The 23,356-nt window shown below is 47.5% G+C and carries 15 protein-coding genes; 11 read left to right on the top strand and 4 right to left on the bottom strand.

The window, feature by feature from the left end; genetic code table 11:
- Position 1: 1 nt before the first annotated feature.
- The 4 genes from ACP2WE_RS20550 to ACP2WE_RS20535 form a co-directional block, all read right to left on the bottom strand.
- Positions 2-1,195 carry an SGNH/GDSL hydrolase family protein gene (locus ACP2WE_RS20550; RefSeq protein WP_425217405.1) on the bottom strand — a complete coding sequence of 398 codons (1,194 nt, stop codon included), beginning with the start codon at positions 1,193-1,195 and terminating at the stop codon, positions 2-4.
- Positions 1,182-2,465: a DUF3131 domain-containing protein gene (locus ACP2WE_RS20545; RefSeq protein ID WP_425217404.1), complete on the bottom strand. Its 1,284-nt coding sequence runs from the start codon at positions 2,463-2,465 to the stop codon at positions 1,182-1,184. The genes ACP2WE_RS20550 and ACP2WE_RS20545 overlap by 14 nt, the downstream gene beginning before the upstream one ends.
- 3 nt (positions 2,466-2,468) lie before the next feature.
- A complete protein-coding gene (opgC, locus tag ACP2WE_RS20540; protein ID WP_425217403.1) occupies positions 2,469-3,620 on the bottom strand; it encodes an OpgC domain-containing protein in 1,152 nt (383 codons plus the stop codon).
- 140 nt (positions 3,621-3,760) lie between these two features.
- Positions 3,761-4,381: a pentapeptide repeat-containing protein gene (locus ACP2WE_RS20535; RefSeq protein ID WP_425217402.1), complete on the bottom strand. Its 621-nt coding sequence runs from the start codon at positions 4,379-4,381 to the stop codon at positions 3,761-3,763.
- Positions 4,382-4,715: 334 nt separating this feature from the next.
- On the opposite strand from ACP2WE_RS20535, the gene ACP2WE_RS20530 reads away from it, so the two are divergent.
- The 11 genes from ACP2WE_RS20530 (at position 4,716) to ACP2WE_RS20480 (ending at position 23,253) form a co-directional block, all read left to right on the top strand.
- Entirely contained in the window at positions 4,716-5,924 is a 1,209-nt protein-coding gene (locus ACP2WE_RS20530) for a hypothetical protein (protein ID WP_425217401.1), read from the top strand.
- A 162-nt stretch (positions 5,925-6,086) separates the two neighbouring features.
- Positions 6,087-7,568, top strand: a complete 1,482-nt coding sequence (locus tag ACP2WE_RS20525; RefSeq protein WP_425217400.1) for a DUF3131 domain-containing protein — start codon at positions 6,087-6,089, stop codon at positions 7,566-7,568.
- The gene (locus tag ACP2WE_RS20520; RefSeq protein WP_425217399.1) at positions 7,547-11,638 is read left to right on the top strand and encodes a DUF3131 domain-containing protein; all 4,092 of its coding nucleotides are present in this window, start codon (positions 7,547-7,549) and stop codon (positions 11,636-11,638) included. The genes ACP2WE_RS20525 and ACP2WE_RS20520 overlap by 22 nt, the downstream gene beginning before the upstream one ends.
- Positions 11,639-11,707: 69 nt before the next feature.
- Positions 11,708-12,898 (top strand): glycoside hydrolase family 26 protein, encoded by a 1,191-nt coding sequence (locus ACP2WE_RS20515; RefSeq protein WP_425217398.1) that lies wholly within the window; start codon positions 11,708-11,710, stop codon positions 12,896-12,898.
- Positions 12,899-12,955: 57 nt separating this feature from the next.
- Positions 12,956-14,944, top strand: a complete 1,989-nt coding sequence (locus tag ACP2WE_RS20510) for a glycosyltransferase (RefSeq protein WP_425217397.1) — start codon at positions 12,956-12,958, stop codon at positions 14,942-14,944.
- Positions 14,945-14,978: 34 nt separating this feature from the next.
- Positions 14,979-15,299, top strand: a complete 321-nt coding sequence (locus tag ACP2WE_RS20505) for an STAS domain-containing protein (RefSeq protein ID WP_425217396.1) — start codon at positions 14,979-14,981, stop codon at positions 15,297-15,299.
- A gap of 170 nt (positions 15,300-15,469) precedes the next feature.
- A complete protein-coding gene (locus ACP2WE_RS20500) occupies positions 15,470-16,651 on the top strand; it encodes an RtcB family protein (protein ID WP_425217395.1) in 1,182 nt (393 codons plus the stop codon).
- Positions 16,652-16,911: 260 nt separating this feature from the next.
- Positions 16,912-19,128 carry a glycosyltransferase gene (locus ACP2WE_RS20495; protein WP_425217394.1) on the top strand — a complete coding sequence of 739 codons (2,217 nt, stop codon included), beginning with the start codon at positions 16,912-16,914 and terminating at the stop codon, positions 19,126-19,128.
- 38 nt (positions 19,129-19,166) lie between these two features.
- Positions 19,167-19,514, top strand: a complete 348-nt coding sequence (locus ACP2WE_RS20490) for a hypothetical protein (RefSeq protein ID WP_425217393.1) — start codon at positions 19,167-19,169, stop codon at positions 19,512-19,514.
- Between the two features lie 54 nt (positions 19,515-19,568).
- Positions 19,569-20,519 carry a class I SAM-dependent methyltransferase gene (locus ACP2WE_RS20485; RefSeq protein ID WP_425217392.1) on the top strand — a complete coding sequence of 317 codons (951 nt, stop codon included), beginning with the start codon at positions 19,569-19,571 and terminating at the stop codon, positions 20,517-20,519.
- A 19-nt stretch (positions 20,520-20,538) separates the two neighbouring features.
- On the top strand, positions 20,539-23,253 hold the full coding sequence (locus tag ACP2WE_RS20480; protein ID WP_425217391.1) for a cyclic nucleotide-binding domain-containing protein: 2,715 nt from the start codon (positions 20,539-20,541) through the stop codon (positions 23,251-23,253).
- Positions 23,254-23,356: the final 103 nt, after the last annotated feature.

Below are 23,356 nucleotides of genomic sequence, written 5' to 3'. Positions count from 1 at the left end.
TCTATGAAGTCCAAACGGCTAGTTTGCGAGAATCAGAACTCATGCTATTAGGGCTGACATCAGAAATTGTCGTATCTCCCTGTAGCTTACTGGTCAGATGCTGGGTGCTCCCCGCATCAGTGGACTGGGAACCCAAACAATTGCTATCTGTCCATACGGCTAAGCGATCGCCCTCCAGTACCCACCAACGTGGCACTTCTGTTTCCGTGATGCCCGCAGATACAGAAAAAATGGGCGTGCGATAAAGTGCTTCATAGCCACCTCGCCCATCGGGGCGCATGACCGCAAATCTTGCCCGACCCGAAGCAGTCCAACGCGCCGAAATCTTGCGAATTTCCCCAAACGACAGAGCCCCAGAATCAATTCGCAACCATCCACCCGACAGTGTTTCGCGGGCTTCGGGCAGTTGATGCCCTCCTTTTGCCATCGGTGGGGCAGGCACTACCCCCAGATCGACAAGTTTCCCTGCCATGTAGGAAGCTAGAGCCGCATGTCCTAGGTTATTTAAGTGCAGTCCATCGGCAGAATAATTGGCTAATTCTTCTAAAGGAAAAGCCTCTTGACCCGCATCAATGAAATGAGCCCCAATTTTCTCAGCACCTGCTTGCAAAGCCCGATCGTAGGGTAATCTCCGATCTTGGGTCGCTTTATTGGGTTGAGCGGTGACCACGATCAGGTGATCGGGTGGTAACGCAGTCTTTATCCCTGCAAGCAAGGCTTCTAGATCGCCACGAAAGGTTTCTGGTTTAGGGTTCGCTCGATCGCCCAAGGGCAATTTCCAGAAGGCATCATTGACTCCGTATAACATCACTATGCGATCGGGATGTCGCCCCACGATTTCCTTCCACCGTTGTACTGCCGCTGGAATCGGCCAGGACTTGTCAGTGCGCGGCGCTTTGGATAGGGACGAACCTGATAGGCTTTCATTGATTTCCTGCCAACCTAGATAGCGAGACAGTAGGGTGCTCCAACGCCGATCGCCTCTCGATGCCCATAGCCCGACCGTGGTACTAGAGCCAAAAAACACGACTTTGGGAGGCGCTTGATTCATAACAGGAGTGGAACTACTGGCAATTTCAGTATTTGGGGAATTTATCACAGGCATGGAGGTTCCCATACCTACGCTTCCCAGCCAGCAAAGCAGACAGACCAACAATCCCAATACCGAACCTTTTAACCAGCTAGTGAGGCGCATGAGCCCAATCCTCCAATGGTTTTCCAACGTGACTATAGAGCAGAGCTTCTAGAATAATGCCATTTGTGTTTACAGTCAGGGCTCGATTTGGTTCTTGGGTTTCTTCATAATAGCCAGCAAATACGCCACGTTCTGGATCTGCCAACCATCGCAGTCCTTTATAAACGCGATCGCTATAGGCGGTACGAAAAAGCATATGCCAACCTACCGCAGCTTTGGTACTACTCCCGCGAAACGCGGCGGCATCTTTACCCGAAGGATCTAACGTTTTCCAAGGTTGACCATCGACAAAAATACTGTTGTAGACAAACCAAGGTGCTTTATCGAGGTTGTCTTCCGACCAAGCCGTTAGTTGATTGGTTGCCCAATAGCGTCGTTGTTGGGCTTGCAGCACGCGGGCAGCAAACTCGGCAGGAAGGGCTTTAAACCCACTTTCTAAGCCGTCCAGAATATAGGGTTCGCTGGTGACATAGTTGTGATAAGTCGTGCGGCGATCGACAGGAACGGGAACTCCCATGACATCGACTGTCATCATCTCTGTCTTGGGATTTAAGGCTACAGCCACATTCAGTCCCAACTTCGCTAAGCCATATGCCCCATACTGCTCGTAGCCCAGTCTTCCTTCCTGCTGCCAGTCTTCTTTGCCACTTCGGGCATCGACACCCATCAGTTGCCCTTGGCGTGAGAGTCGGGTGAGGTTCCAACGTGCGGACACAGCTTTGGTGGCAGCAGTATGTTGGGGATAGCGGGCAGCAATCAGGTCCAACCACATTGCCAGTCGTCCAAGATCTAAAGCCGAAAATCCAATTTCCTGATAGGCATCCAATTTGCCATAGTTGACAGGCATGAGGGTGGCGGCATTGTAGGCTTTATTGGGGAGTTCGTTTTTATAAAGCTGGATCTTGGAAAGGGAAGTCAAAGCTTGCCCCATCCAACGATCGAACTCCTCAGCCGAAAGCAGGTTCAACTCGCGGGCAGCGGTCATGCCTGCAAACTGACTGCCAATATCCCACATCGTCGTCGCAGGAAAAGAGGCGGCGGAAGAGACTAAGCCAGAAGGCTGACGATTTAGCTCGAAAAAACGCCATGCATATCTAGCGAGATTGCGTTCTTCCGCACCTAAGGGAATGCGCCGTAACACTGGGGTGGGAAGAGTAGCACTCTGTTGCCAAAGTAAAGCTTGATGAGTTCCCCAGCCAATCAGAAGAATAATCGCACTCAAAATGAACGGCAAAAAACGTCGAATTGGAGAAGAAGGGACAGTTGTCATAGGTTAGCGAGGAATCACATTGAAAAGTACTTTGTATTTGACCGCAAGCCAAAAGCCTCCGATCGCGATCGCTTGTAACAGGGTGGTCAACCATGCACTGCCATCGACTAGACCTGGAATCAGGAACCAAATCACCACGACGACGACATGGGTAATGTAGATGTAAAGCGAGTTTTGACCTAGAGGAATCAGTAAATTACCGAGGGTTTTATAGAGGGGTTGCCAGCAGGCATCGATCGCGGAAAACAGCAGAGAAAACAGCGCAAATAGGGTGACTAACCGCACAGGTCCGTTAATGCTGCGATCGGTCAGATTTAGCCACAGGGCGCGATCGGAAACATTGGCAGGCCAAAGCCCCAATTGCAAATCGTAGTGAGCCGCCACCATCGAGGCGATCGCGATCGCCCCCATCACGAACAAGAATGGCAATTTAGGGATGCGATTCCAAATCTTGCCTACGGTATCTTTGTGATAGCCCATCACTAGACCGTGCACGTAGAGAAGTTGCCAAGTGGCGAAAGTAAAGTAGGGGCGATCGCGATCGAGGGGATAAAAACTAAACACATGAGGATGCAATTGGTTCAGCCCCCATAACGACCAAGATATTGTCAGCAGAGGCAACCAAAGCTGTCGTCTCAACAACCAAAACATCGCAGGAGATGCCAGCAAACAGAGCACGTAAAGTTGCAAGATATCAATTACAGGGGGCGCGAGGTGAAAGGTGGCAGCCGCGAGTAAAATCTGCCACCAAGATCCTGGAGCGCGATCGAAACAGGGAAGCGTCCACCCTGGTGCGAAGATACTTAACAATCCTAAAACTGACATCAGGATAAAGCTGGTCGCATAGAGAATGCCCGATCGCTCCAGTAATTTCTTCATGGCGTCTTGCAAGCCCACTTTGGCAATGCGCTTTAAGGTGACCATGCCCAACACAAAGCCGGACAGGAAAACAAATCCCTCCGCCGCCGTGGCATAGATATGTCCTTGGGTAATGTTATTAAAATAAGAACGGCTCTCTAAATGGTTGATCACCATCGAGCAAATCGCAATTCCGCGTAAAAAATCGAGCCGAAAGTCACGCTTTTCATCCGAGTTCGGATCGTAGCGCCAAGGCCCTTGGAGAAAGTCAAAGGATACTTTAGGTAAACTAGGCATGGGTATCAAGAGATCGTAGTTAACAAACGGAAAACTTCTATTGGGAAGCTTCTAACAAAAAATCAGAACCATATTTGATTTGAATTGATTTAAATCGTAGGGGCAATTCATGAATTGCCCCTACGATTTTAGGGAATGGCTTAAGTAAGAAGTCCTTTTGTGCCAGTTAGGTTGGTTCCTTGCAAATTCGTTTTGTCCAATTTGGCCCCACGTAAATTTGCGTCGCATAGGTTCGCATTGCTAAGATCGGCTCCATTTAAATTTGCTTCGCTTAAATTCGCTCCATTTAGGTTAGCTCCATGTAAGTTGCTACCACTCAAAACCGCCCCACATAAGTTAGCTCCACTCAGATTGGCTTTTACTAAGATCGCCCCCAATAAAAGCGAACATCCCTTAAGATCGGCTTTACTCAAATTAGCCTCGGTAAGATTTGATAGACTCAGATTGATTCCCACCAAAATTGCTTCGCTAAAGTTTGCTTCTGCTAGATTGGAGTCTATAAAAGTGGCTCCACTCAAGTCTGCTTTGCTAAAATCCGCTCCTTTGAAATCGGATTGCATCGCAGAACTCACGATCAATGAGGCTTCCGATAAATTCGCTTTAGAAAACTCAGCATAATTTAGTTTTGCCCCCATCAAATTCGAGCCAGAGAAATCTATGTGGTTAAAACAGCCATTAGACAGATCGATACCAATTAAGCTTCGACCAATAAAGTTCCTTTTTCCCAGATCGTACTGTTCTCTAATATTTTGAATATCCATGTATAGCGATCGCCGTCAATATTAGGACTTTAGACTTACCTTCTAGCTTTCTTTCATTTTGCTAGTTGGGAGGAAAACCAAGGCGGGGGGCGATCGGCTTGCACCTACGTCCCGAATGCGCCCCTGCGACCCAATCGTTATCCTAGCTGCTCTGGCAAGAACTAGAATTTATAGCTTTTAGGACAGTTCCCTAGTTGTAAGAATACAATGCTTTTTGTATTCTGAATATATTCTGAATACAAAAATCTTTTTGATGTTTCGCATATTCAAGCATGGTTTTGGTTAGGATATTTGTGTAGACGACTTATTCGGAATTTAGTATTAAGAGTTAAGTTTGGACAAGCTCCTTATTCTGCCTGCGATCGCGATCGGAGTCTGGTTAACTGTCAGTCAGTCAGCTTCAGTATGGGCGCAGGATAGGGGAAATAAAGATAGCCAGGATAACGACAATCAAGTTAGGTCAACCACATTCCAAACCATAGAGAACCAGAAGCGATCGCTTTTTGTCGGTTCCCGATCGCGATTTACCACAGTTCAGGAAATAGAAAGATCGATGGAAGGCGATCGCCAATTGCTGTTAGCAACCCCTGATGGGTTTAATCCTGGTTTGCGCGATCGTATTCCCGAGCCATTATCAGTTCAAGACTTTACTGCACCTTCTAAACTAGAACCAACGGTTATAGATTATGCCGTCTTGGATAACTTGAAGCTCAACTTTCAAAACTCTACGGATAGCAGCGGACAACACAATCAAATTATTGAGCCAACTTGGCAGTGGCGCTTTCAAGACGGCACGGTAGTTAGCTTTCAAACAGGATTTAATTCTTTCGATTTGGTGGGCAAACAGTCGGTTCGTAATGTGCCTCTACAATTTGGTATTGTCACAAAATTGGGGTCAATTGCCCTTGACGCCCGTGCAGGCATTGATGTCTACGATCGCTTGCCCACAACGGCAAACTTTGAGGTCAATACCAGTATGTCTGTATTACCGGGAATGACCCTCTTTGGTTTTCTCGAACAAAAGCCTTACAAGTCCAGTGCTACTTCGTTGAACAATCAAATCAAAACGCGTCGATTTGGTCCCACGATTTACTGGCAGCTTGACCCCTACACCACCCTATTTTCGCTATATCGTTGGGGTAACTATAACGACGGCAATAACGAGCAACAGTCGTTTAGCCGCATCGAACGAAAATTCGGACAGTTTTCCGTTGCTGGAAATTTGTTTATTTGGTTCTACGATCGCGAAGCTACAGGAAATACCTACTTTGCCCCACCTGATTTTCTAGTTTATAGCGGCGAAGTTGCTTGGGAAGGACAGGTGTTGGATATCTTAAAATGCCGCTTGGCAGCCAATTTGGGCGAGCAAAGAGGAAATGATGCTTTTTCACCAGCAAGAAGTTTTCAGAGTCTCTGTACGCTCAAGGTTTCACCGAGTATTGAGGCAGACTTGGGGTATACCTACAGTAACATCCGCAAAACTGAGACAGATGCTACTTCTGTGAGTGAAGCCATCTCAGGGCAATTGCGCGTAAAATTTTAAACGATATGTTGCGGCAATATCGCGACGATATAAGGGTGTCAAATGCGGAAATAAAGATAAAAATCTGATGGAAAGCAATGGTATCGTATCTGTAAATGGGCAAAAATCTCTGCCCCTAAAGATAGCTATCTGTAAGTTGTTTAACGGTCATTCTTAAATGTTATGAATTCTGACTTTGAACCACCACCTAAGAAATGGGCTTTTCTTGCAATCGTAGGGGGGATTGCGACTGCGATCGCGATCGTTGTTGGAATGGAACAACTTTCAAGTTATCTCAAGCAGTCATCAACCTCATCGCCTCCTGTGACTGCCAGTGCCCCACCCGTTATAAAAACGCCAGCAACCGTTGCTCCTATCAAATCTCAGTTAGAGAAGGATACAGAGGCGATCGCCCAACTAGATGCAGCCTCAGTGAAAGCAACTGGAAAAGCAGTACCACCAGAGCAACAGCAGATTAGCAACCCACCCTATGTCGCGCCTCAACTTGGCAATCTCAGCCCTGAGGAACTCGCGCTCGCAAGGCAAGCATGGCGATATTTTGAGCGCAACTGGAACGCCGAAACAGGTTTGATCAACTCTGCCGATGGATTCGCTTCTGTAACTCTATGGGATCAGGCGGCTGCGATCGCAGCCCTTGTCAGTGCCAAAGAATTAGGCTTTGTCAGCGAAGCGGAATTCGAGCAAAAAATGCGGCGGATGTTGCAAACTCTAGCAAAACTACCCCTTTACAAAGGTGAATTGCCCAACAAGGTCTACAACTCGCAAACACTCATGCCAGTTAACTACGGGCAACTAGACAAGCGCGAGGAAATTGGCTGGTCGGCGCTCGATATTGGCAGAATGGCAATCTGGCTCAAAATTGTTGGTACTAAATATCCTCAATTTAAAGACGATACCGAAGCCGTATGGCGCAGTTGGAAAGTCGCTCGTCTCACCAAAAACGGACAGATGTATGGAACCAGTGTCGTCAAAGGTAAGGAAGAATATAACCAAGAGGGTAGACTCGGTTACGAAAGCTATGCTGCCTATGGCTTAAAGCTTTGGGGGTTAGATGTCTCTCAAGCAATGGATATCAAATCGCAAGTTGCCTTTGTGGAGCTTTACGGACAGGGAGTTCCCTATGACAAGCGCGACTTTGCGACTTCACAGGCAAATAATTATGTCTTGAGCGAACCCTATTTTTTAGATGGCATTGAAACAGGGTTTCAAACGTTACCCAAAGCCTATGCCGATCGCATTCTTGCCGCCCAAGAGCAGCGCTACCAAGCCACCAAGCAACTCACCGCTTTGACCGAAGACAACCTCGATCGCGAGCCCTATTTTGTCTACAACACGCTATTCGTAAACGGTCAAGCCTGGGCAACGATTACCGACTCGCGCAAAACAGCCAACAATCTACGATTTCTCAGTGCCAAGGCAGCGATCGGCTGGTACGTGCTATATGGTACGCCCTACACGCGCAGTCTCTATGATTTTGTCAACAGCAAGCTCAAAGCGGAATGGGGCTGGTATAACGGCTTTTACGAGTCTTTAAACGAACCGAATAAAGCCCTCACAGCCAACAATAACGGGGTGATTTTGGAAAGTATACTTTACAAAAAAGTGGGACAGCCTTTAACCGTATGGGCAGGAATTCAACCTTGAGCGTTTATCCGCGTTGGATCAAACTGGTGGCATTGTTTCTTGTGGGGGTGATGTTTTCGCTCTTGTGCTCGCAGGTGAGCCTAGAGTCGGCGATTGCACAGCGCAATCGCGTGTTGCCTTCGTCTAATTCTTGCGCGGCGATCGCATCTCCGCTCACGTCTGAAGAACAAGGCTATGCCAGAGCAGCGTGGCAATATTTTGTCAAAAACTATCAACCCAACACAGGTTTTGTGAATGCCACGGGAGGCTACCCATCGGCAACCCTTTGGGATGAAGGCAACTATCTGGTAGCGCTCAATACAGCCCGTTGGCTCAATTTGATTCCCCAAAAAGAATTTGACGAAAAACTTAATAAATTTCTTGCTACCTTCGGCTCGCTTAAACTCTTTGAAGGCGCTTTACCTAACAAGGTCTACAACACTTCCAATGGTGCCATGGTGAACTATGGCAACCAGCCCACCCCACGCGGTATTGGTTGGTCGGCACTGGATATCGGCAGATTATTAGCGGCTTTTCATATTATTCGCACCTGCCACCCTAAGTATGGCGACTGGATGAAGGGAATTATTAACAGCTGGCAAATCGCCAAATCCCTTGCCAACGACCAACTTTATGGGGCAACGGTTTTGCCTGATAACAAAACCCTGCTAGTACAAGAGGGACGCCTAGGCTACGAAGAGTATGCCGTGCGCGGTTACGAACTTTGGGGCTATAAAGCCGATAAAGCCAAAGCTTACCAACCCTTCAAATTTGTCGATATTTACGGCGTCCAAATTCCTGCCGATCTGCGCGACTATCAGACTACAAACGCCAATAACTATGTGGTTAGCGAATCCTACATTCTGGATGGGATTGAGTTTGGTTGGGATGCTGAGGGAGCTGACTATGCAGGTAGAGTCCTAGAGGCTCAAAGGCGTCGTTATTCGCTCACTGGACAACTCACTGCTGTCACCGAAGACAACATCGACGAAGCGCCCTATTTTATCTACAACACCGTCTATTCCAATGGCGTACCTTGGGCGGCGATCACTGATGAGAATAAACCTATCCCACAATTTCGCAGTATCAGCACCAAGGCAGCATTTGGCTGGCGTTATCTCTATCCCAGTAACACCTACGCTCGTAAGGTCTTTGATGCGGTCAAAGATTTGCGCAGTCCCAAAAATGATGGCTTCTATGCAGGGCTGTACGAAGCCTCAAAGAAGCCGAATAAATCCCTTACAGGCAATACGAACGGCTTAATTCTAGAGATTCTATATTACAAGGCACGGGGCAATCGTCCCCTGATCGAGAGTAGTGACACGGTCGCGAGTGTAGAAATCCCTGCCCCGATCGCACCTGTCACTGCCGAAGCAACGCCTTGCCCTAAATTAACGCAAGCCCTGTCTTTGGTCGAGCAACGCTATGCCCAAACGGCTTGGCAATATTTTCGCAGTAATACCCAAGCAACAGGCTTAATCAACGATCGTAGCGATTTTAAAGGAGTAACGCTGTGGGGTTTGGGCGATTACTTGATGGCATTGCGATCGGCAAAAGTCTTAGAGCTGATTCCACAAAATGATTTCGATCAACGCGTTCGGCAGCTACTCGGTACGGTGCGGCAACTCCCCTTGTTTGGCGGCGAACTGCCGAGTCGAGGCTACGACCCTTGGTCTTTGCAGCCCGTAGACTATGGTGGCAATCCCATCAGTGGGGGAACGGGCTGGTCGGCAGCCGATTTGGGCAGACTTTTAGCTGCTTTGTATGGTTTAAAGTCCTGCCATCCTGAATATACCAATGCGGTCGATCGTACCTTGTTGGACTGGTCGTATTTGCGAGCTGTACGCGATCGCACCCTATACAATGGCACGGTTGCCAGGGACGATTCGGGGCGATCGCTAGCCAGAACTGTGCCTGAAACTCGGCTAGGTTATAGCGAATATGCCGCACGCGGATTTCAGTTATGGGGCTTTGATATCGATCGCGTTGCCGTCGGCGGTCAGTACGACAAGATTAATTTGGACGGGTTTGAGATTCCCATAAGGCGTAAAGATGTCTTAAAAACGAAAGAGAGTAAAACCAAAGAGAATGAAGTAACCGTCAGCGAACCATTTTTGCTCTATGGCTTAGAATTTGGCTTCGACCCGCAAATGAAAGCCCTCGCCGAGCCGATTTTTAAGGCGCAAGCCGATCGCTACCGCCGCACGAAGTTGTTTACGGCAGCGAACTCGGCAGCAGTGAATGCCCCTCCCTATATCCTGCACAGTACAGTCGTCGGCAATGGGAAAGCCTGGGCAGCGATCGACGATGAAGGGAAGCCCGCCAGCGAGCGTCTTGTGAGTACGGGCGTAGCTTTTGCCTTTTATGCCCTCTATCCTGACGAGCCTTACAGCCGCGAACTCTTGCAATCTGTTATCGACCTCTATAATCCCCAACTCGGCTACTATGAAGGCTTTTACGAAGTTTCGGGACAAAGAGAAAACAACCATACTTCCAATACCAATAGCCTGATTTTGCAAGCATTGCTCTATCGTGCCACCGATCGCCAACCTCTGTTGCGTCCAGCCTCGATGAATTCTGCTTGGTGGCAGGCGATCGGTGCGGGTGATAACTCTAGAGGGCTGCCCAGTCAAAAGCAACAAACAGCAAAATTTGTCACCGATGGAACGGATACTTACTGGGTATCGTCGAGCCTCGAAACCTCAAGCGTACCAACACCCCCTGCGATCGCTGCCAATCCAACGCCTAAACCAACTCCCAAACCAACTCCGATCCAAGTCAAACCTACACCAAAGCCGCAACCAACTCAGACAGTAGTAACAACCCCGCAACCGACTCCGCAACCATCCACAAAGCCGACCATAAAGCCGCAATCAAAACCAACCCCAAAGCCGCAACCGACTCAGACGGTCGTGACACAGCCTGTGAAAATAATGCCGATCGCCTTATCGGAAGAGGATAAGGGTGTGGCAAAAAAAGCTTGGAAATATTTTGAGCGTAATTGGAATGCCTCCACAGGATTAGTGAATGCAGTCGATCGCTACGAATGGACGACTCTTTGGGATCAGGGCAGTGCGGTGTTTGGCCTACATGCCGCCAATCAGTTAGGCGTAATCTCGGCTGAAACCTTTCAACAGCATCTCACCAAGCTGCTAGGAACGCTCGAAACCTTACCTTTACCGCAACATGGTCTGCCTAATAAGGCATACAGCACGATCTCAGCAACAATGTACCAGCTAGACAATACCCCCGATCCTGAAGGCATCAGTGGTTGGTCGACGCTTGATACGGCGCGTTTTTTGGCTGCGATGCATGTTTTGCGAACGCACTATCCCAGCTACCGCGATCGCGTCGAGCGCATCGTAAAGCGCTGGCAACTGACCAAATTGGTTAAGGACGGTTGGCTGTATGGGGGGCATCCAGACGCCAGCGATCGCCTGCAATATTTGCAAGAAGGACGACTTGGCTACGAGCAATATGCTGCCTATTGTTTGAAGCTGTGGAACCTTGAAGCAACCAATGCCCTGTCTAAGCCCCCCGTACAAAACATCAAAATCGATGGCATCGCGATCGACGTCGATCGACGCGATCTGGCGACTTCTGGGGCTAGCAACCATCTCACCAACGACCCCTACGTACTCTGGGGGTTAGAGATAGGTTGGGATGAAGCAGGCAAGCGTCAATCGGAGGCACTCTATCGATTGCAAGCCCAGCGGTTTGGGCAAACCAAAATCGTTACCTGTATTAACGAAGACTCGATCGACCGATCGCCCTACTTTCTCTACTACAGCGTTTATGTGAACGGACAACCTTGGCAAGCGATCGACAGTTTTGGCAAATCCTATCCCGACCTAAAATTCGTCAGTACCAAAGCCGCCTTTGGTTGGAGCGCTTTGATGGCAAAAGATCCCTATGCTTCTACGTTGCGTAATACCGTGATTAATCTTGCAGATGGCGATCGGGGCTATTTTTCGGGTCAATATGAGAATCCTGGTCTTGGGGTAAACCGCGTCATGGATGTCAACACCAACGGCATCATCTTGGAAAGCTTGCTGTATAAAGCAAGGGGAAATATCACTCTGGTTTCTTGACCTGATTGCTCGCTCTCATTGAGCCTTCTTATCACTTCAAGCCAGCGTTTAGAATTTATGGACAGTTTTATGAAAAGCAAAAACAAGCATCCTACTCGCAAATTCAGAGTCAAACAACGTACTTTGTTATGGGTTGGAATGTTTGTTTTGGGGCTTTTATTCGTTCTTGCGATCGCAAGCGGGCACGATCTGATGGCAGTTGCGAACGAACGAGACCCTCTCTCTCCCAAACCACCCGATCGCCTTTTGCTCCAAACGGCTCCAATTGCCAAACCGCCCGTACTACTTGGTTTATACACTGATGGCTATGCAGGCAGTCAAAGTACGATCGATCGCGAACTGCATCAGGTAGATGAATGGTCTGGCAAAAAACACGCGATTGTGGGCATATTTATGGATATCCAAGGGGACAATCCTGCCTACAATATCGGACATCGTTTGGAACTCCTGCGAGAGAATGGTTATACCGCCTTCATCAATCTCAAATCTACGCGTTTAGCTGCCGAGATTGCTAGAGGCGATCTAGACAGTGACTTGCGCAGAGTTGCCAGTGCGGTGGCAGATTGGACGAACAAAGGAGATGGACGCATGATGTTTGTTGCGCCTCTCCAAGAAATGAATATTGAAGGCGAATCCTACAGTCTCGACCCTGAGAACTTCAAACTTTCCTACAAACGCATCCAGCAAATATTTGCAGAATCTGGTGTTTCCTCACAAGCTGTGCGTTGGGTATTTTCACCCAATGGCTTTAGTCGAGGACGCAATCACGATTTTGAGAACTATTATCCCTCTGATGCTCGCGTCGATATTGTAGGGTTTAGCTCCTATAACTGGGGTTATTGTCATAGCTCTCTCAACCAAAGAAGGCTATGGGATCGACCCGAAGAAGGATATGGTGTCTATATCGATCGCATGCAAAAGATGGCACCCGACAAACCGATTTTTATTACTCAAATGGCTTCCAGCAGCTACAGCACTCCCAACTATCCCAACGATCTGGCTAAAGAAAAATGGTTGTACGAATCCTATGGATATTTAGCTAAAGCTCCAGCTGTACAAGCAATTCTCTACTTCAACATTCAAAAAGAATGCGATTGGGCTTTAAATCCTCAAAGTCAGAATGCAGCCGAAAGCTATAAAGCGATCGTGGCGAATCCTGCCTTTGGCTATGCAGATCCGCGCGAGATCGCCCAAGTTGTAGATTCTTTTTCTCAAGTAACGCTCCCAAAACCTAGCCCAATGGGAAAAGTTCCAAAATAATTTCGTGCAGTTGCTCTTTCGCTTTCGTACAGAATTCCTTAGTCGCACAGGTAGTTTATGACTTCACCCACCACCATCATCGAGAACTCACCCAGCTTTATTGGCAATCTGCGATCGCGGCTCAAGCAACGCACGTTGTTATTTCGCTATCTTGCCGAGATTAATCTCATCTTAGGCTTATGGTATTTAAGCTGGCGGATTACAAGTTCCATCAACTTTAACGCGCTGTGGCTGTCGATTCCCCTCCTGCTTGCCGAGATTTACAGTTTTATCGGGGGAGCCATGTTTACGATTGGGCTATGGCGACCGTTAGAACGGGAAGTGCGATCGCTCGACCAAATGCGCCCGCCTTTACCTGCGATCGATTATCCGACCGTCGATGTGTTTATCACCTGCTACAACGAACCGACCGAGATGGTTGAAGAAACTGCAAGAGCCGCTCTTACCATTGACTATCCTACAAACAAGCTGCGCGTCTATATTCTCGATGATGGCAAGTCCGATGCCATGCGCGCGATGTCGCAGAGCTTAGCGATCGAAGATTTGCGATCGCCCAAAATGCAAGCCGAAGCCGAACGTATTGAAAACGAACGTGCCGAACTAGAGACAAGGCTACAGCAATTACAGTCACTTCTACCCGACACCAAAGCGGCAGAGGTCTTTCTGCAAAATCCCACAGACTCCCATCCTGCGGTTAGATTTTTGCAGACGCTTCGAGATTCCTTTGTTTTGATTCATGGTAATGCTTCATCTGGGGTTAGCGTCAGCGATCGCCTTGCCACCGAACAAAAACGCCTTGAAAAAGCGATTCAACAAAAAGAGAGAGAATCGAGCGACCTAGCTCGTTGTCGTTATATCGCCCGCACCAAAGTTCCAGGTAAGCCGCATCACGCCAAGGCAGGCAACATTAACCATGCCATCTTCTCAGGCGAGACCAATGGTTCGTTTATTCTTACCCTTGACGCCGATCATATTCCCAAGCCGCAATTTCTCAAGCGCGTCTTGCCCTACTTTTATACCTATAATCAGTGGACTGGTAAATATGAAGGCAATCGCATTGCTTTCGTGCAAACGCCGCAAGACTTTTACAATCTACCTGAAGGCGATCCTTACGGACATTCAGCCCACCTATTTTACGGCCCGATCCAACAGGGAAAAGATGGCTTAAACTCGGCTTTTTATACGGGAACCAATGCGATTTTGCGCCGCGAAGCCTTACTGAATGTCGGTTTGCAATACTTTTCGGATGCTTTAGATAAAGATGCCTCTCGGATTGATGAATTTCACCTCATCGGTGGGATGTCGAGTAGTAGCATTACTGAAGATATGAACACTGCCATGCGCTTACATAGTGCGGGTTGGCAGTCTGTCTATCACAACGAACTTCTAGCCGAGGGACTTGCCCCCGACGATCTTGCCTCCACGCTCAAACAACGCTTGCGCTGGGCACAAGGAACTATTCAAGTATTGTTGCAAGAAAATCCGTTAACCAAGTCAGGTTTGAGCTTTTGGCAAAGACTGCAATACTTTCAAACCATGTATAGCTATTTCTCTGGCTTTTTCACGCTCATTTTTATTATCTGTCCCATTATTTTCTTCTTTACGGGTATCATTCCTGTCAGTGCTTTTGGTTCGGATTTCGCAATCCATTTTTTCCCAGCCTTTATCATCAACCGTCTGACCTTCCTCGCCGCAACTTGGGGAATACCAGCTCGCGAACTCTGGCGATCGGAACAATATGCGATCGCGCTCTTCCCACTATTTATCCAATCTGTTTGGAGCGTTTTCTCACGCACACCACTTAATTTTCAAGTTACGCCCAAACAAAGACAATCAGGCAACTATCTGAAATTAGTTACTCCCCAGTTGACGATTGTGATTCTTACGATCGTCGGAATGGCATTTAGCCTGATTCGCTTTGCGATGGGAACGCTCCCCGATCCTTGGGTACATTTACTGAATAGTAGTTGGGCAATCTATAACCTTTGCTTACTATCTGTTGTAATTCAAGCCGCTGTATGGCAACCTAAAGAAGAAACTAAATAAAATCTGTGATTCATTTACAAATGAGGAGTAAACCATGAGTACATCTGTAAGAGTATTAGAACCCGAAGGTATGATCGATAGCGTAGGTGGTAATCAGTTGCGTCGAGAGGTAGCCGATTTACTTGATGCTGGTATAGAAACGATTTTGCTTGACTTCCAAAATATTACATTTATGGACAGCTCGGGGCTTGGTGCTATGGTTGCCACACTCCAAGCAGTACGTGCAAAAGGAGCTACTCTTTATCTCTGTTCGCTCAACGATCAGCTTAAAATTATTCTAGAAATGACAAAGATGGATAAGATTTTCACGATCTTGCCCGATCGCGCTGCCTTCGATCTCGCTATAGAAAGTTAATTCACTCAGTATTGAAATCTCAATATCAGAAATTCAGAATGCCCATAGAAAAGAGTCTATCTAATACGATTGGTAAGTAGTTTCACAGAACTCATCCAAGATCGGTGTCTTGCTAAATCTTGTAGTATGTTGTAGTATAAGCGCGACAGATTAATTACAAGGACAAAGCGATGCCTTACGAACAGCTCGAATTATCTACCCCTAGTCCCGTGCTGTCTTGGGCAAATCATGAACTAGGGCATGAAGAAGTCAAGATGGCAAAGAATGTTGCCTCTTTACCCTTTGTTTTCAAGCACGTTGCGCTCATGCCAGATGTTCATTTAGGCAAGGGAGCGTTGGTTGGTTCCGTAGTGGCGACCAAAGATGCCATCATTCCTGCGGCGGTAGGCGTTGACATTGGTTGCGGCATGGCTGCGATCCAGACTCCATTTAAAGCCGAACAGCTAGAAGGGAAGCTCAAAAAGATTCGTCTAGATCTAGAAGCTGCGATTCCCGTAGGTTTTAACGACAATAAGGAAGTCGAAAAATCTGTGCAGAATTGGCAGGGATGGAACGAATTTAAACAGCTTCACCCTGGCGTGCAAGATCAATTTGGCAAAGCCATGCGTCAACTCGGTTCGCTGGGTGGTGGCAATCACTTTATCGAAGTTTGCCTTGATACGGAGGGACAGGTATGGCTGATGTTACACTCTGGCTCTCGTGGTATCGGCAATATCATGGCGCAGTGTCATATCGGCTCGGCTAAGGATTTAGCCAAGCTGACCAACACTTACTTGCCCGATCCAGATTTGGCATATTTTGTGACGCAATCTCCTAAATTTCATGCTTACTGGCACGATCTGCAATGGGCGCAAAACTATGCCCGTTTTAACCGTGACGTGATGATGGCTCGCTTTAAGAAGGTGGTGGAAAAGCACCTTGTGGGTGGAAAATTAATCAAGCCTTTGTTAGAAGTCAATTGTCATCACAACTATGCTGAAAAGGAAGTCCATTTTGGCGAAGATGTTTATGTCACCCGTAAGGGGGCTGTACGCGCCCATACGGAGGACTATGGCATTATCCCTGGCTCAATGGGAGCAAAGTCTTTCATTGTCAAGGGAAAAGGAAATGCTGATAGTTACTGTTCTTGCTCGCATGGTGCGGGGCGGCTGATGTCTCGCAATAAAGCGAAGTTGCAATTTACCCTAGATGACCTGATCGAACAGACTCAGGGTGTGGAATGCCGTAAAGACGAAGGTGTGATTGATGAAATTCCATCTGCCTACAAGTCCATCGACCAAGTGATGCAAAATCAGGCAGATTTGGTGGAGGTTGTGGCAACACTCAAGCAGGTTGTTTGCATTAAGGGTTGATTTTCTGAACGGATGGTGAATTAGGTAAATGGCAGTTTCTAGATGCAGCTAGGAATCGTCGGGGGCAATTCATGAATTGCCCCCGACTGCTTATGCAGCAAATTACAAATAAAATAGGGTAGCTATAGACTGGTACTTGCTTGCTTACAGCTTGGTATTTCCACGTCCTACAGTAATATGAATGGATACCGCCCCTAAATTTTCCCAGACCCTTAGAAAGCTCAAACCTTTCAAAAATTAAGATTAACCATTAGTACCTTATGAAAATTGCCTTTGTAGACACGATTGATTGGGACTATCGGATTGAAAGTGCCTACCAAAGACCATTAGGAGGTTCGCAATCAGCATTATGTTACCTAGCGGAAGCCTTGGCGCAGCAAAACCATGAAGTATTCTTACTAAATCAAACCGCAGAAACAGGAATTTCCAGAGGGGTTACCTGCCTCAATTTAAATCAGGTTCCGAGTGAAATTTTGCAAAATCTAGATGTTGCGATCACGCTAAACTCAACGGGATATAGTAAAACCCTGCGATCGCAACTAGGAGAACAAACTTGCTTTGTACTTTGGACGCAGCATGACATCGACCAGCCTGCGATGCAGCCTTTGCTCGATCGCACCGAACAGGATATCTATGATGCGATCGCCTGCGTGAGCGCATGGCAACGTCAAGAATATTGTCGCTACTTTGGTATTCCATCCGATCGCATCGCTGTTTTTCGTAATGCGATCGCACCTACATTCACCAATCTCTTCGAGCGGGATGCAAATATTCTCAGTCAGAAATCTGGAGATCCAATCCTTGCCTATACCAGTACTCCATTTCGGGGTCTAGAGATTCTTTTAGATGTCTTCCCCAAAATTCGTCAAGCTATACCCAATGCAAGATTGCAGATTTTCTCTAGCATGAAGGTCTATCAAGCATCCGATGCAATGGATAAGGAGCAGTTTGGTAATCTTTATCAGCGCTGTTACAATACAGAAGGTGTGGAATATATTGGTTCGCTGCCTCAACCTGAGTTAGCCAAAGCGCTCAAATCTGTTTCAGCTTTAGCCTATCCCAATACCTTTGCCGAGACTTCCTGTATTGCGGTTATGGAAGCGATCGCTAGTGGCTGCAAGGTAATTACCAGTAATTTAGGGGCACTCCCTGAAACAACCCGTGGTTTTGCCGAGCTAATTGAGATAGGGGATTGGGCAGTTTATAAAGAGCAGTTTGTGGATGCTACAGTCCAATTCCTCAGAAACCTGTTGAGTGATTTGCAGGGCGAGCCAACGCATGGGATTGCATCCCAGTTGAGACAACAGGTTGATTACATCAATCAGTCTTGTATTTGGGCTGTACGTGCGACGGAATGGAGCAAATGGCTGATGGCATTGACTGAGCAGCGACAGGCAACGATTCTAGATTCTCTGCAAAAACTAGAAACAGAGATAGAGATTTACGAACGAGCGATCGCCAACGATCCGCAGAATAAGTCTAATTATTGGCATTTAGGATTGAATTTGCTATTGCTCGAAAGAGAAGAGGATGCCCAAATGGTCTGGTTCTCTGCAATTTCAGACGGAACGCCCGAGCAAGTGGAACAATGGACTTCTGAATTAATTGCGACATTGGATGTCGAGGCAAAACAGTGGGAATCTCAGGGAAACTTCGCCAAATCTTGGTTAATTCGCCAGCATATCCAGGCGAATGCCCCAGAAAATATAGAGAATCTAATTGGTTTGGGCAATTTACATTTGGAGGCTGGACAAGTTGAGGAAGCGATCGCCTGCTTTTATGACTGTCTTTTGATGCAATCACCCCAACCTGAAATTCGTTCTGAAATTCTCAAGCAGCTTGCGAAAGCCTATCAACACCAGGGCAAAATCAGCTTTGTCAATACTAAGCAGATCGCTCATATTTTACCTGACGATACCGATATAAAATTAAATTTGGGCTGTGGAGAAAGGCATCTCGAAGGGTTTATCAATGTCGATAAGTTTGGCAATCCAGATTTGCGCGTTGACCTAGAAGTTTTCCCATGGCAATGGGCTGACAATAGTGTGGGTGAAGTCAGGCTCAATCATGTGCTCGAGCATCTTGGTGCTACACCAGATATCTATTTGGGCGTCTTTAAAGAGCTTTATCGCATTTGCAAGCCCTATGCAAGGATTCATATCAACGTTCCCCATCCGCGTCATGATGATTTTATGAACGACCCCAGTCATGTCCGCGCAGTTACCCCAGAGGGGCTGATGTTGTTTTCGCAAGCCCAAAATCGCGATTGGATTGCCAATAAAGTCGCAAACTCACTGCTGGGCTTGTATCTCAATATTGATTTTGAACTTGTACGCTGGTGCTATTACCTAGATGAACCTTGGCGATCGCAATATATCTCTGGTAAGGTCGGAGGTGCAGAAATCATGCAAATCCTCAAGCAATTTAATAATGTTGCTAAGCAAATTGAAATGGAACTGGTTGTAATCAAAAATTGAAGGATACGAAATCTTTATTCCTCGTAAAATTAAGGTAGGTGAAATCGACCGTATCCGTTCTTTGCCGCAGGTTTTGGCTTGACGATATTTTCCTGAAGCGCACGATCGCAAACTCTGTGGATGCCCTGCATGCCAACCAAAAGGTGAAATCATACCAATTTCTCTTGAAATTGCGACAGATCGGGTTTTATGTTCCGCGTGGAGCGCGGTCTTTTCAAAAAGATGCGTTGCATCACTTTTTGAAAATGGTATCAAATCTCAACGAATTCGGCAGGCTTGGAAAAATTGTTCGATTAGACAGTGTCTTGAGCGATCGCCTTCATGCTAGCCTTCGACCTATGGAGTTGATGACAGATCGCGATTTTAACAATTATATAGTTATATAATAATACAAATACAAATTATACCGTCACTCATGCCCACCGTTTACTGAAATCGTTATGGTAGAAAAGTTAAAACCCGATTGGGCAGGAACCGATTTCCTCTCTCATGTCGTGAATTTCTTAATTCAGACCAAGCCGCTGTATCAACTGATGAAACAGCAAGCGCGTCGCATCATGATCGATACCGCCGAGAAAAAAGGCGTGGCTTGGCGCAAAAACTATCAAGCCTTAGAGAATAGTCCTGCAAAATCGCTACTCGCCTCTGTGACGAATTCCGCGATCGCTTATCCCGATTATTATCAAGTTCCCTTTCATGCCTACGAGCAGGGCAATTTATGTTGGCAAGCTGCCTTGGAAGTTCCCTCTGCCACCTATGCGATCGCCCTGCGGGTTTGGAAAAATGAATCCTTAACTTGGGAAGAAGCCCACGAGCGCTTACGTGGTTGTTTTCATGAGGCGATCGCTGCCTATTTGCCCGATCGGTTAGAAAAGGTTTTAGATATTGGCTGTTCCGTGGGAATCTCGACGCTCGCGCTCCACCGCTATCTGCAACAACGGCAATCCGCACCGATTCAGACGATGGGGCTGGATTTGTCACCCTATATGCTGTCGGTAGCAAAGGTATTGGATGAAAAACAAGAGATTGCGAATTGGGTGCATGGCAATGCTGAAAGGACAGACTTTCCCGACAACACCTTCGATCTGATCGCGATTCAGTTCCTTTTACACGAACTGCCTCAGCTTCCATCCTGTCAAATCTTTCGAGAAGCAAAGCGGATTTTACGTCCGGGTGGGGTTTTAGCAATTGTGGACAATAATCCCGCTTCTCCAGTGATTCAAGGCTTACCCCCAGCCCTATTTCTATTGATGAAAAGTACGGAGCCTTGGAGCGATGAATACTATACCTTCGAGATCGAAGGTGCGATTCAACAGGTGGGACTAGACTATAAGACAACCGTCGCCAGCGATCCGCGTCATCGAACGCTTGTTGCTGTGAAGCCGATTTAAATTATTCATGAGGGCTGAAATGGATTCCACCGTAACCTTCGCAACCATTGAGAGTCAAGCGGGAACTACTGTTCTGGAGCAGCCATTGCCAGCGATCGCAGAGGGAATGAATGATGTTCCTACCGATGGCGCAGTTGTTGATGTATGTAGAGATTGGTTGAGTTCTCATCGTTTTTTGGGTCAATTACCAACCGAGGTATTGCAAGCGATCGCCCAGTCTTTTCAATACTTTTGCGTAGAACCCAAGACGCCGATCTACCAAGAGGGGCAAACGCCAATTGGGCTTTATTTACTCAAAGTTGGAACGGTGGAAATCTTTCGGCGATCGTCCATTGGCAAATCGCTGATTTGCGATCGCCATGCAGGGGATTTGTTTGGCTATACGCTGGTAGCGAAGACAGATACCTATCAAACCAGCGCGATCGCGCTCACGGCTAGCGAAATTTGGTTTCTCCCACAGGCGGCATTTCAAGCACTTATGCTTGAATACCCATCGATGCAACAGGCAATCCATTCCCTGCTCTCTCAGGATTTGAATGAGTATGCGGCTCGCATTGCTTGGGAACAGGTGCGAATTCAAGGTTTGCAGTCCTATATCCAGCCAGTCCCCAGCGACATCAGGATTCTGGGCAGTAGTAAAGCCACACAAAAACTGGCAGAACAGATCGATCTTGCCGCCGCGAATCTTAATCCTGTTGTGTTTCAGGCACTGGCTGGCACTGGGAAAACATTCCTAGCAAGCTCAATCCATACGCGTTCTGGGCTGGCATCCCAACCTTTTGCCGAAATGGACTGTGCCGATCTGCCCCGTAGAGAGGATGGTCGGCTGGATACGGATGCCCTGTTTGGTCGAATTGGTCAGCGATCGGGCATTCTCGAATTGTTGGAACGAGGAACGCTACTGCTGGATAACGTGCAGGTCTTGAGTGAGGGCGATCGCACCCGTTTATGCCACTACCTCAAGACTGGATTGGTTCTGCCCAATCACGGCATTATGGGCAAAACCGATCTAGCGACGGAACCGCCACAGCCGATTCAATCTTGGGTGCGTCTGATTTTGGCATCGCCGAACAAGCTGGATTTGCCCGATATGAACGCCATTACGATTAAACTTTTTACCCTACCGCAGCGCAAGGCAGATATTCCAGAGTTTGCCCGCTACTTTTTGAACCTATTTTGCCGCGAACAGAATCGCCCGTTGCTGCAACTGGATCAGTCCGATCTGCGCCGCCTGCTCAGCTACGAATACCCTGGCAATCTGGCGGAACTGGCAGAGATTTTGCACCGAGCTGTAATCATGACGCCAGCAGGTTGTGCGGTCGTGCCAGAACAAGCTCTGTGGTCGGTACAGTCCAACAAAAATGCGTTTCGGCTGGATCTGCTAACCCATGTGCCTTGGCTGCGTCAAGTATTGCTAAGCCGCTGGTATCCAGAGGGAATCTGGATGGTGATGATGGTAATTTTTGTCCCCGTCACGATCTTGGGCTTCGTGGGGGCGCAAGATCGCGATAGCAGTATCACTCTAAATCTGTTTTGGGCATGGTGGTGGCCTGGGTATCTATTTCTATTTGCATTTTTAGGGCGGATCTGGTGTGCCGTCTGCCCATTTACGATTGCTGCTGAATGGTTGCGACGGATTTCTCTCTGGCTATTTCCACGCCAGCAACTGACTTGGAATACACAATGGTTGAACCGATGGGGAGCTTGGATTTTGTTCATAGGCTTCGTAGCGATTTACCTGTGGGAAAAACTCTGGGACTTGCCACATCATGCCTATCTATCTGCATGGCTGTTACTGGCGATTACGGCTGGAGCGGTGATTTTCAGCCTGATCTACGAACGAAGATTATGGTGTCGCTATCTCTGTCCGATCGGGGGTATGAATGGGATGTTCGCCAAACTATCAATGGTAGAGTTGCGATCGACCCAACAGGTCTGTGGGAGTCAGTGCAATACTTTTGGTTGCTATAAAGGCAGTAGTATCACGACAGTCACCTTTGTCGATGCCCTTCCCAACGAAGGTCAGGCTACGGAGGGATGTCCGCTCTATTCCCATCCAGCGCAATTGCAGGATAACCGAGACTGTATGCTATGTATGACCTGTCTAAAGGCATGTCCCAATCGCTCGGCGCAGTTAAATTTACGATTCCCCGCATCCGATTTGCTAGATAATCACCAAGGCTTTTGGGCAGAGGTGGCGCTGTTGCTGCTGTTGTTGGGTGGCGTATTTATGCATCATTCCCAAGTGCTTCTAGAATGGTTGGGATTTGGTTCCATTCCTGTCAATGCCGATCGCTTACTTACAAGTATCCCCATCGCGCTGACACTCCTCAGTATTCCCGCCCTGTTAACCTATGCAACCCATGCGATCGCCCGTTTCTTCGATCCAGAGCAACCCGATTATCTCACGGTTATCTATGCCTATCTGCCTTTGACGCTTGCCGCAAATCTGGCTCACTATATTCCCGCTTTTATTATGGAAGCGGGTCGGATTCTGCCTATCTCTGCCCGTACTTTGGGCTTGAGCGGTGCGGGTTTGCCGACGCTGACTTGGAGTTTGGATGTAGCTCAATTTTTGCAAGGGGTGACGCTGCTCTCGGCGCTGGCCTTCAGTCCCTATCCGCTATTGCGAATTACGAAGCGATCGTGGTTGAGTAATCTCCCCCATCTGTTTTTGCTCGTTGGGTTAACCGTACTTTGCTTCTGGCTGATGATTTACTGGACTTTGGACTAGAAAAAGAAAAAAAGGCAGCAGGTGCTTGGCACAAACTGCCAAAAGAGCAATGATCAATTAACCAAAATTGACATTGACAATAATGATTTTCCAGAAACTCCAA

The organism is Tumidithrix helvetica PCC 7403 (assembly GCF_965232925.1).
GTDB lineage: Bacteria > Cyanobacteriota > Cyanobacteriia > Pseudanabaenales > Pseudanabaenaceae > Tumidithrix > Tumidithrix helvetica.
Note: the sequence above shows the minus strand (reverse complement) of the source record. Positions and strands in the feature narration are given on the sequence as shown.

Bases quoted from the DNA above. Each gene is read 5' to 3' on its own strand.
- ACP2WE_RS20480 (WP_425217391.1), top strand. From the start codon at position 20,539: ATGGATTCCACCGTAACCTTCGCAACCATTGAGAGTCAAGCGGGAACT.
- ACP2WE_RS20485 (WP_425217392.1), top strand. From the start codon at position 19,569: ATGGTAGAAAAGTTAAAACCCGATTGGGCAGGAACCGATTTCCTCTCT.
- opgC (WP_425217403.1), bottom strand. From the start codon at position 3,620: ATGCCTAGTTTACCTAAAGTATCCTTTGACTTTCTCCAAGGGCCTTGG.
- ACP2WE_RS20500 (WP_425217395.1), top strand. From the start codon at position 15,470: ATGCCTTACGAACAGCTCGAATTATCTACCCCTAGTCCCGTGCTGTCT.
- ACP2WE_RS20550 (WP_425217405.1), bottom strand. From the start codon at position 1,195: ATGCGCCTCACTAGCTGGTTAAAAGGTTCGGTATTGGGATTGTTGGTC.
- ACP2WE_RS20535 (WP_425217402.1), bottom strand. From the start codon at position 4,381: ATGGATATTCAAAATATTAGAGAACAGTACGATCTGGGAAAAAGGAAC.
- ACP2WE_RS20520 (WP_425217399.1), top strand. From the start codon at position 7,547: ATGGGCAGGAATTCAACCTTGAGCGTTTATCCGCGTTGGATCAAACTG.
- ACP2WE_RS20505 (WP_425217396.1), top strand. From the start codon at position 14,979: ATGAGTACATCTGTAAGAGTATTAGAACCCGAAGGTATGATCGATAGC.
- ACP2WE_RS20545 (WP_425217404.1), bottom strand. From the start codon at position 2,465: ATGACAACTGTCCCTTCTTCTCCAATTCGACGTTTTTTGCCGTTCATT.
- ACP2WE_RS20495 (WP_425217394.1), top strand. From the start codon at position 16,912: ATGAAAATTGCCTTTGTAGACACGATTGATTGGGACTATCGGATTGAA.
- ACP2WE_RS20525 (WP_425217400.1), top strand. From the start codon at position 6,087: ATGAATTCTGACTTTGAACCACCACCTAAGAAATGGGCTTTTCTTGCA.
- ACP2WE_RS20515 (WP_425217398.1), top strand. From the start codon at position 11,708: ATGAAAAGCAAAAACAAGCATCCTACTCGCAAATTCAGAGTCAAACAA.
- ACP2WE_RS20510 (WP_425217397.1), top strand. From the start codon at position 12,956: ATGACTTCACCCACCACCATCATCGAGAACTCACCCAGCTTTATTGGC.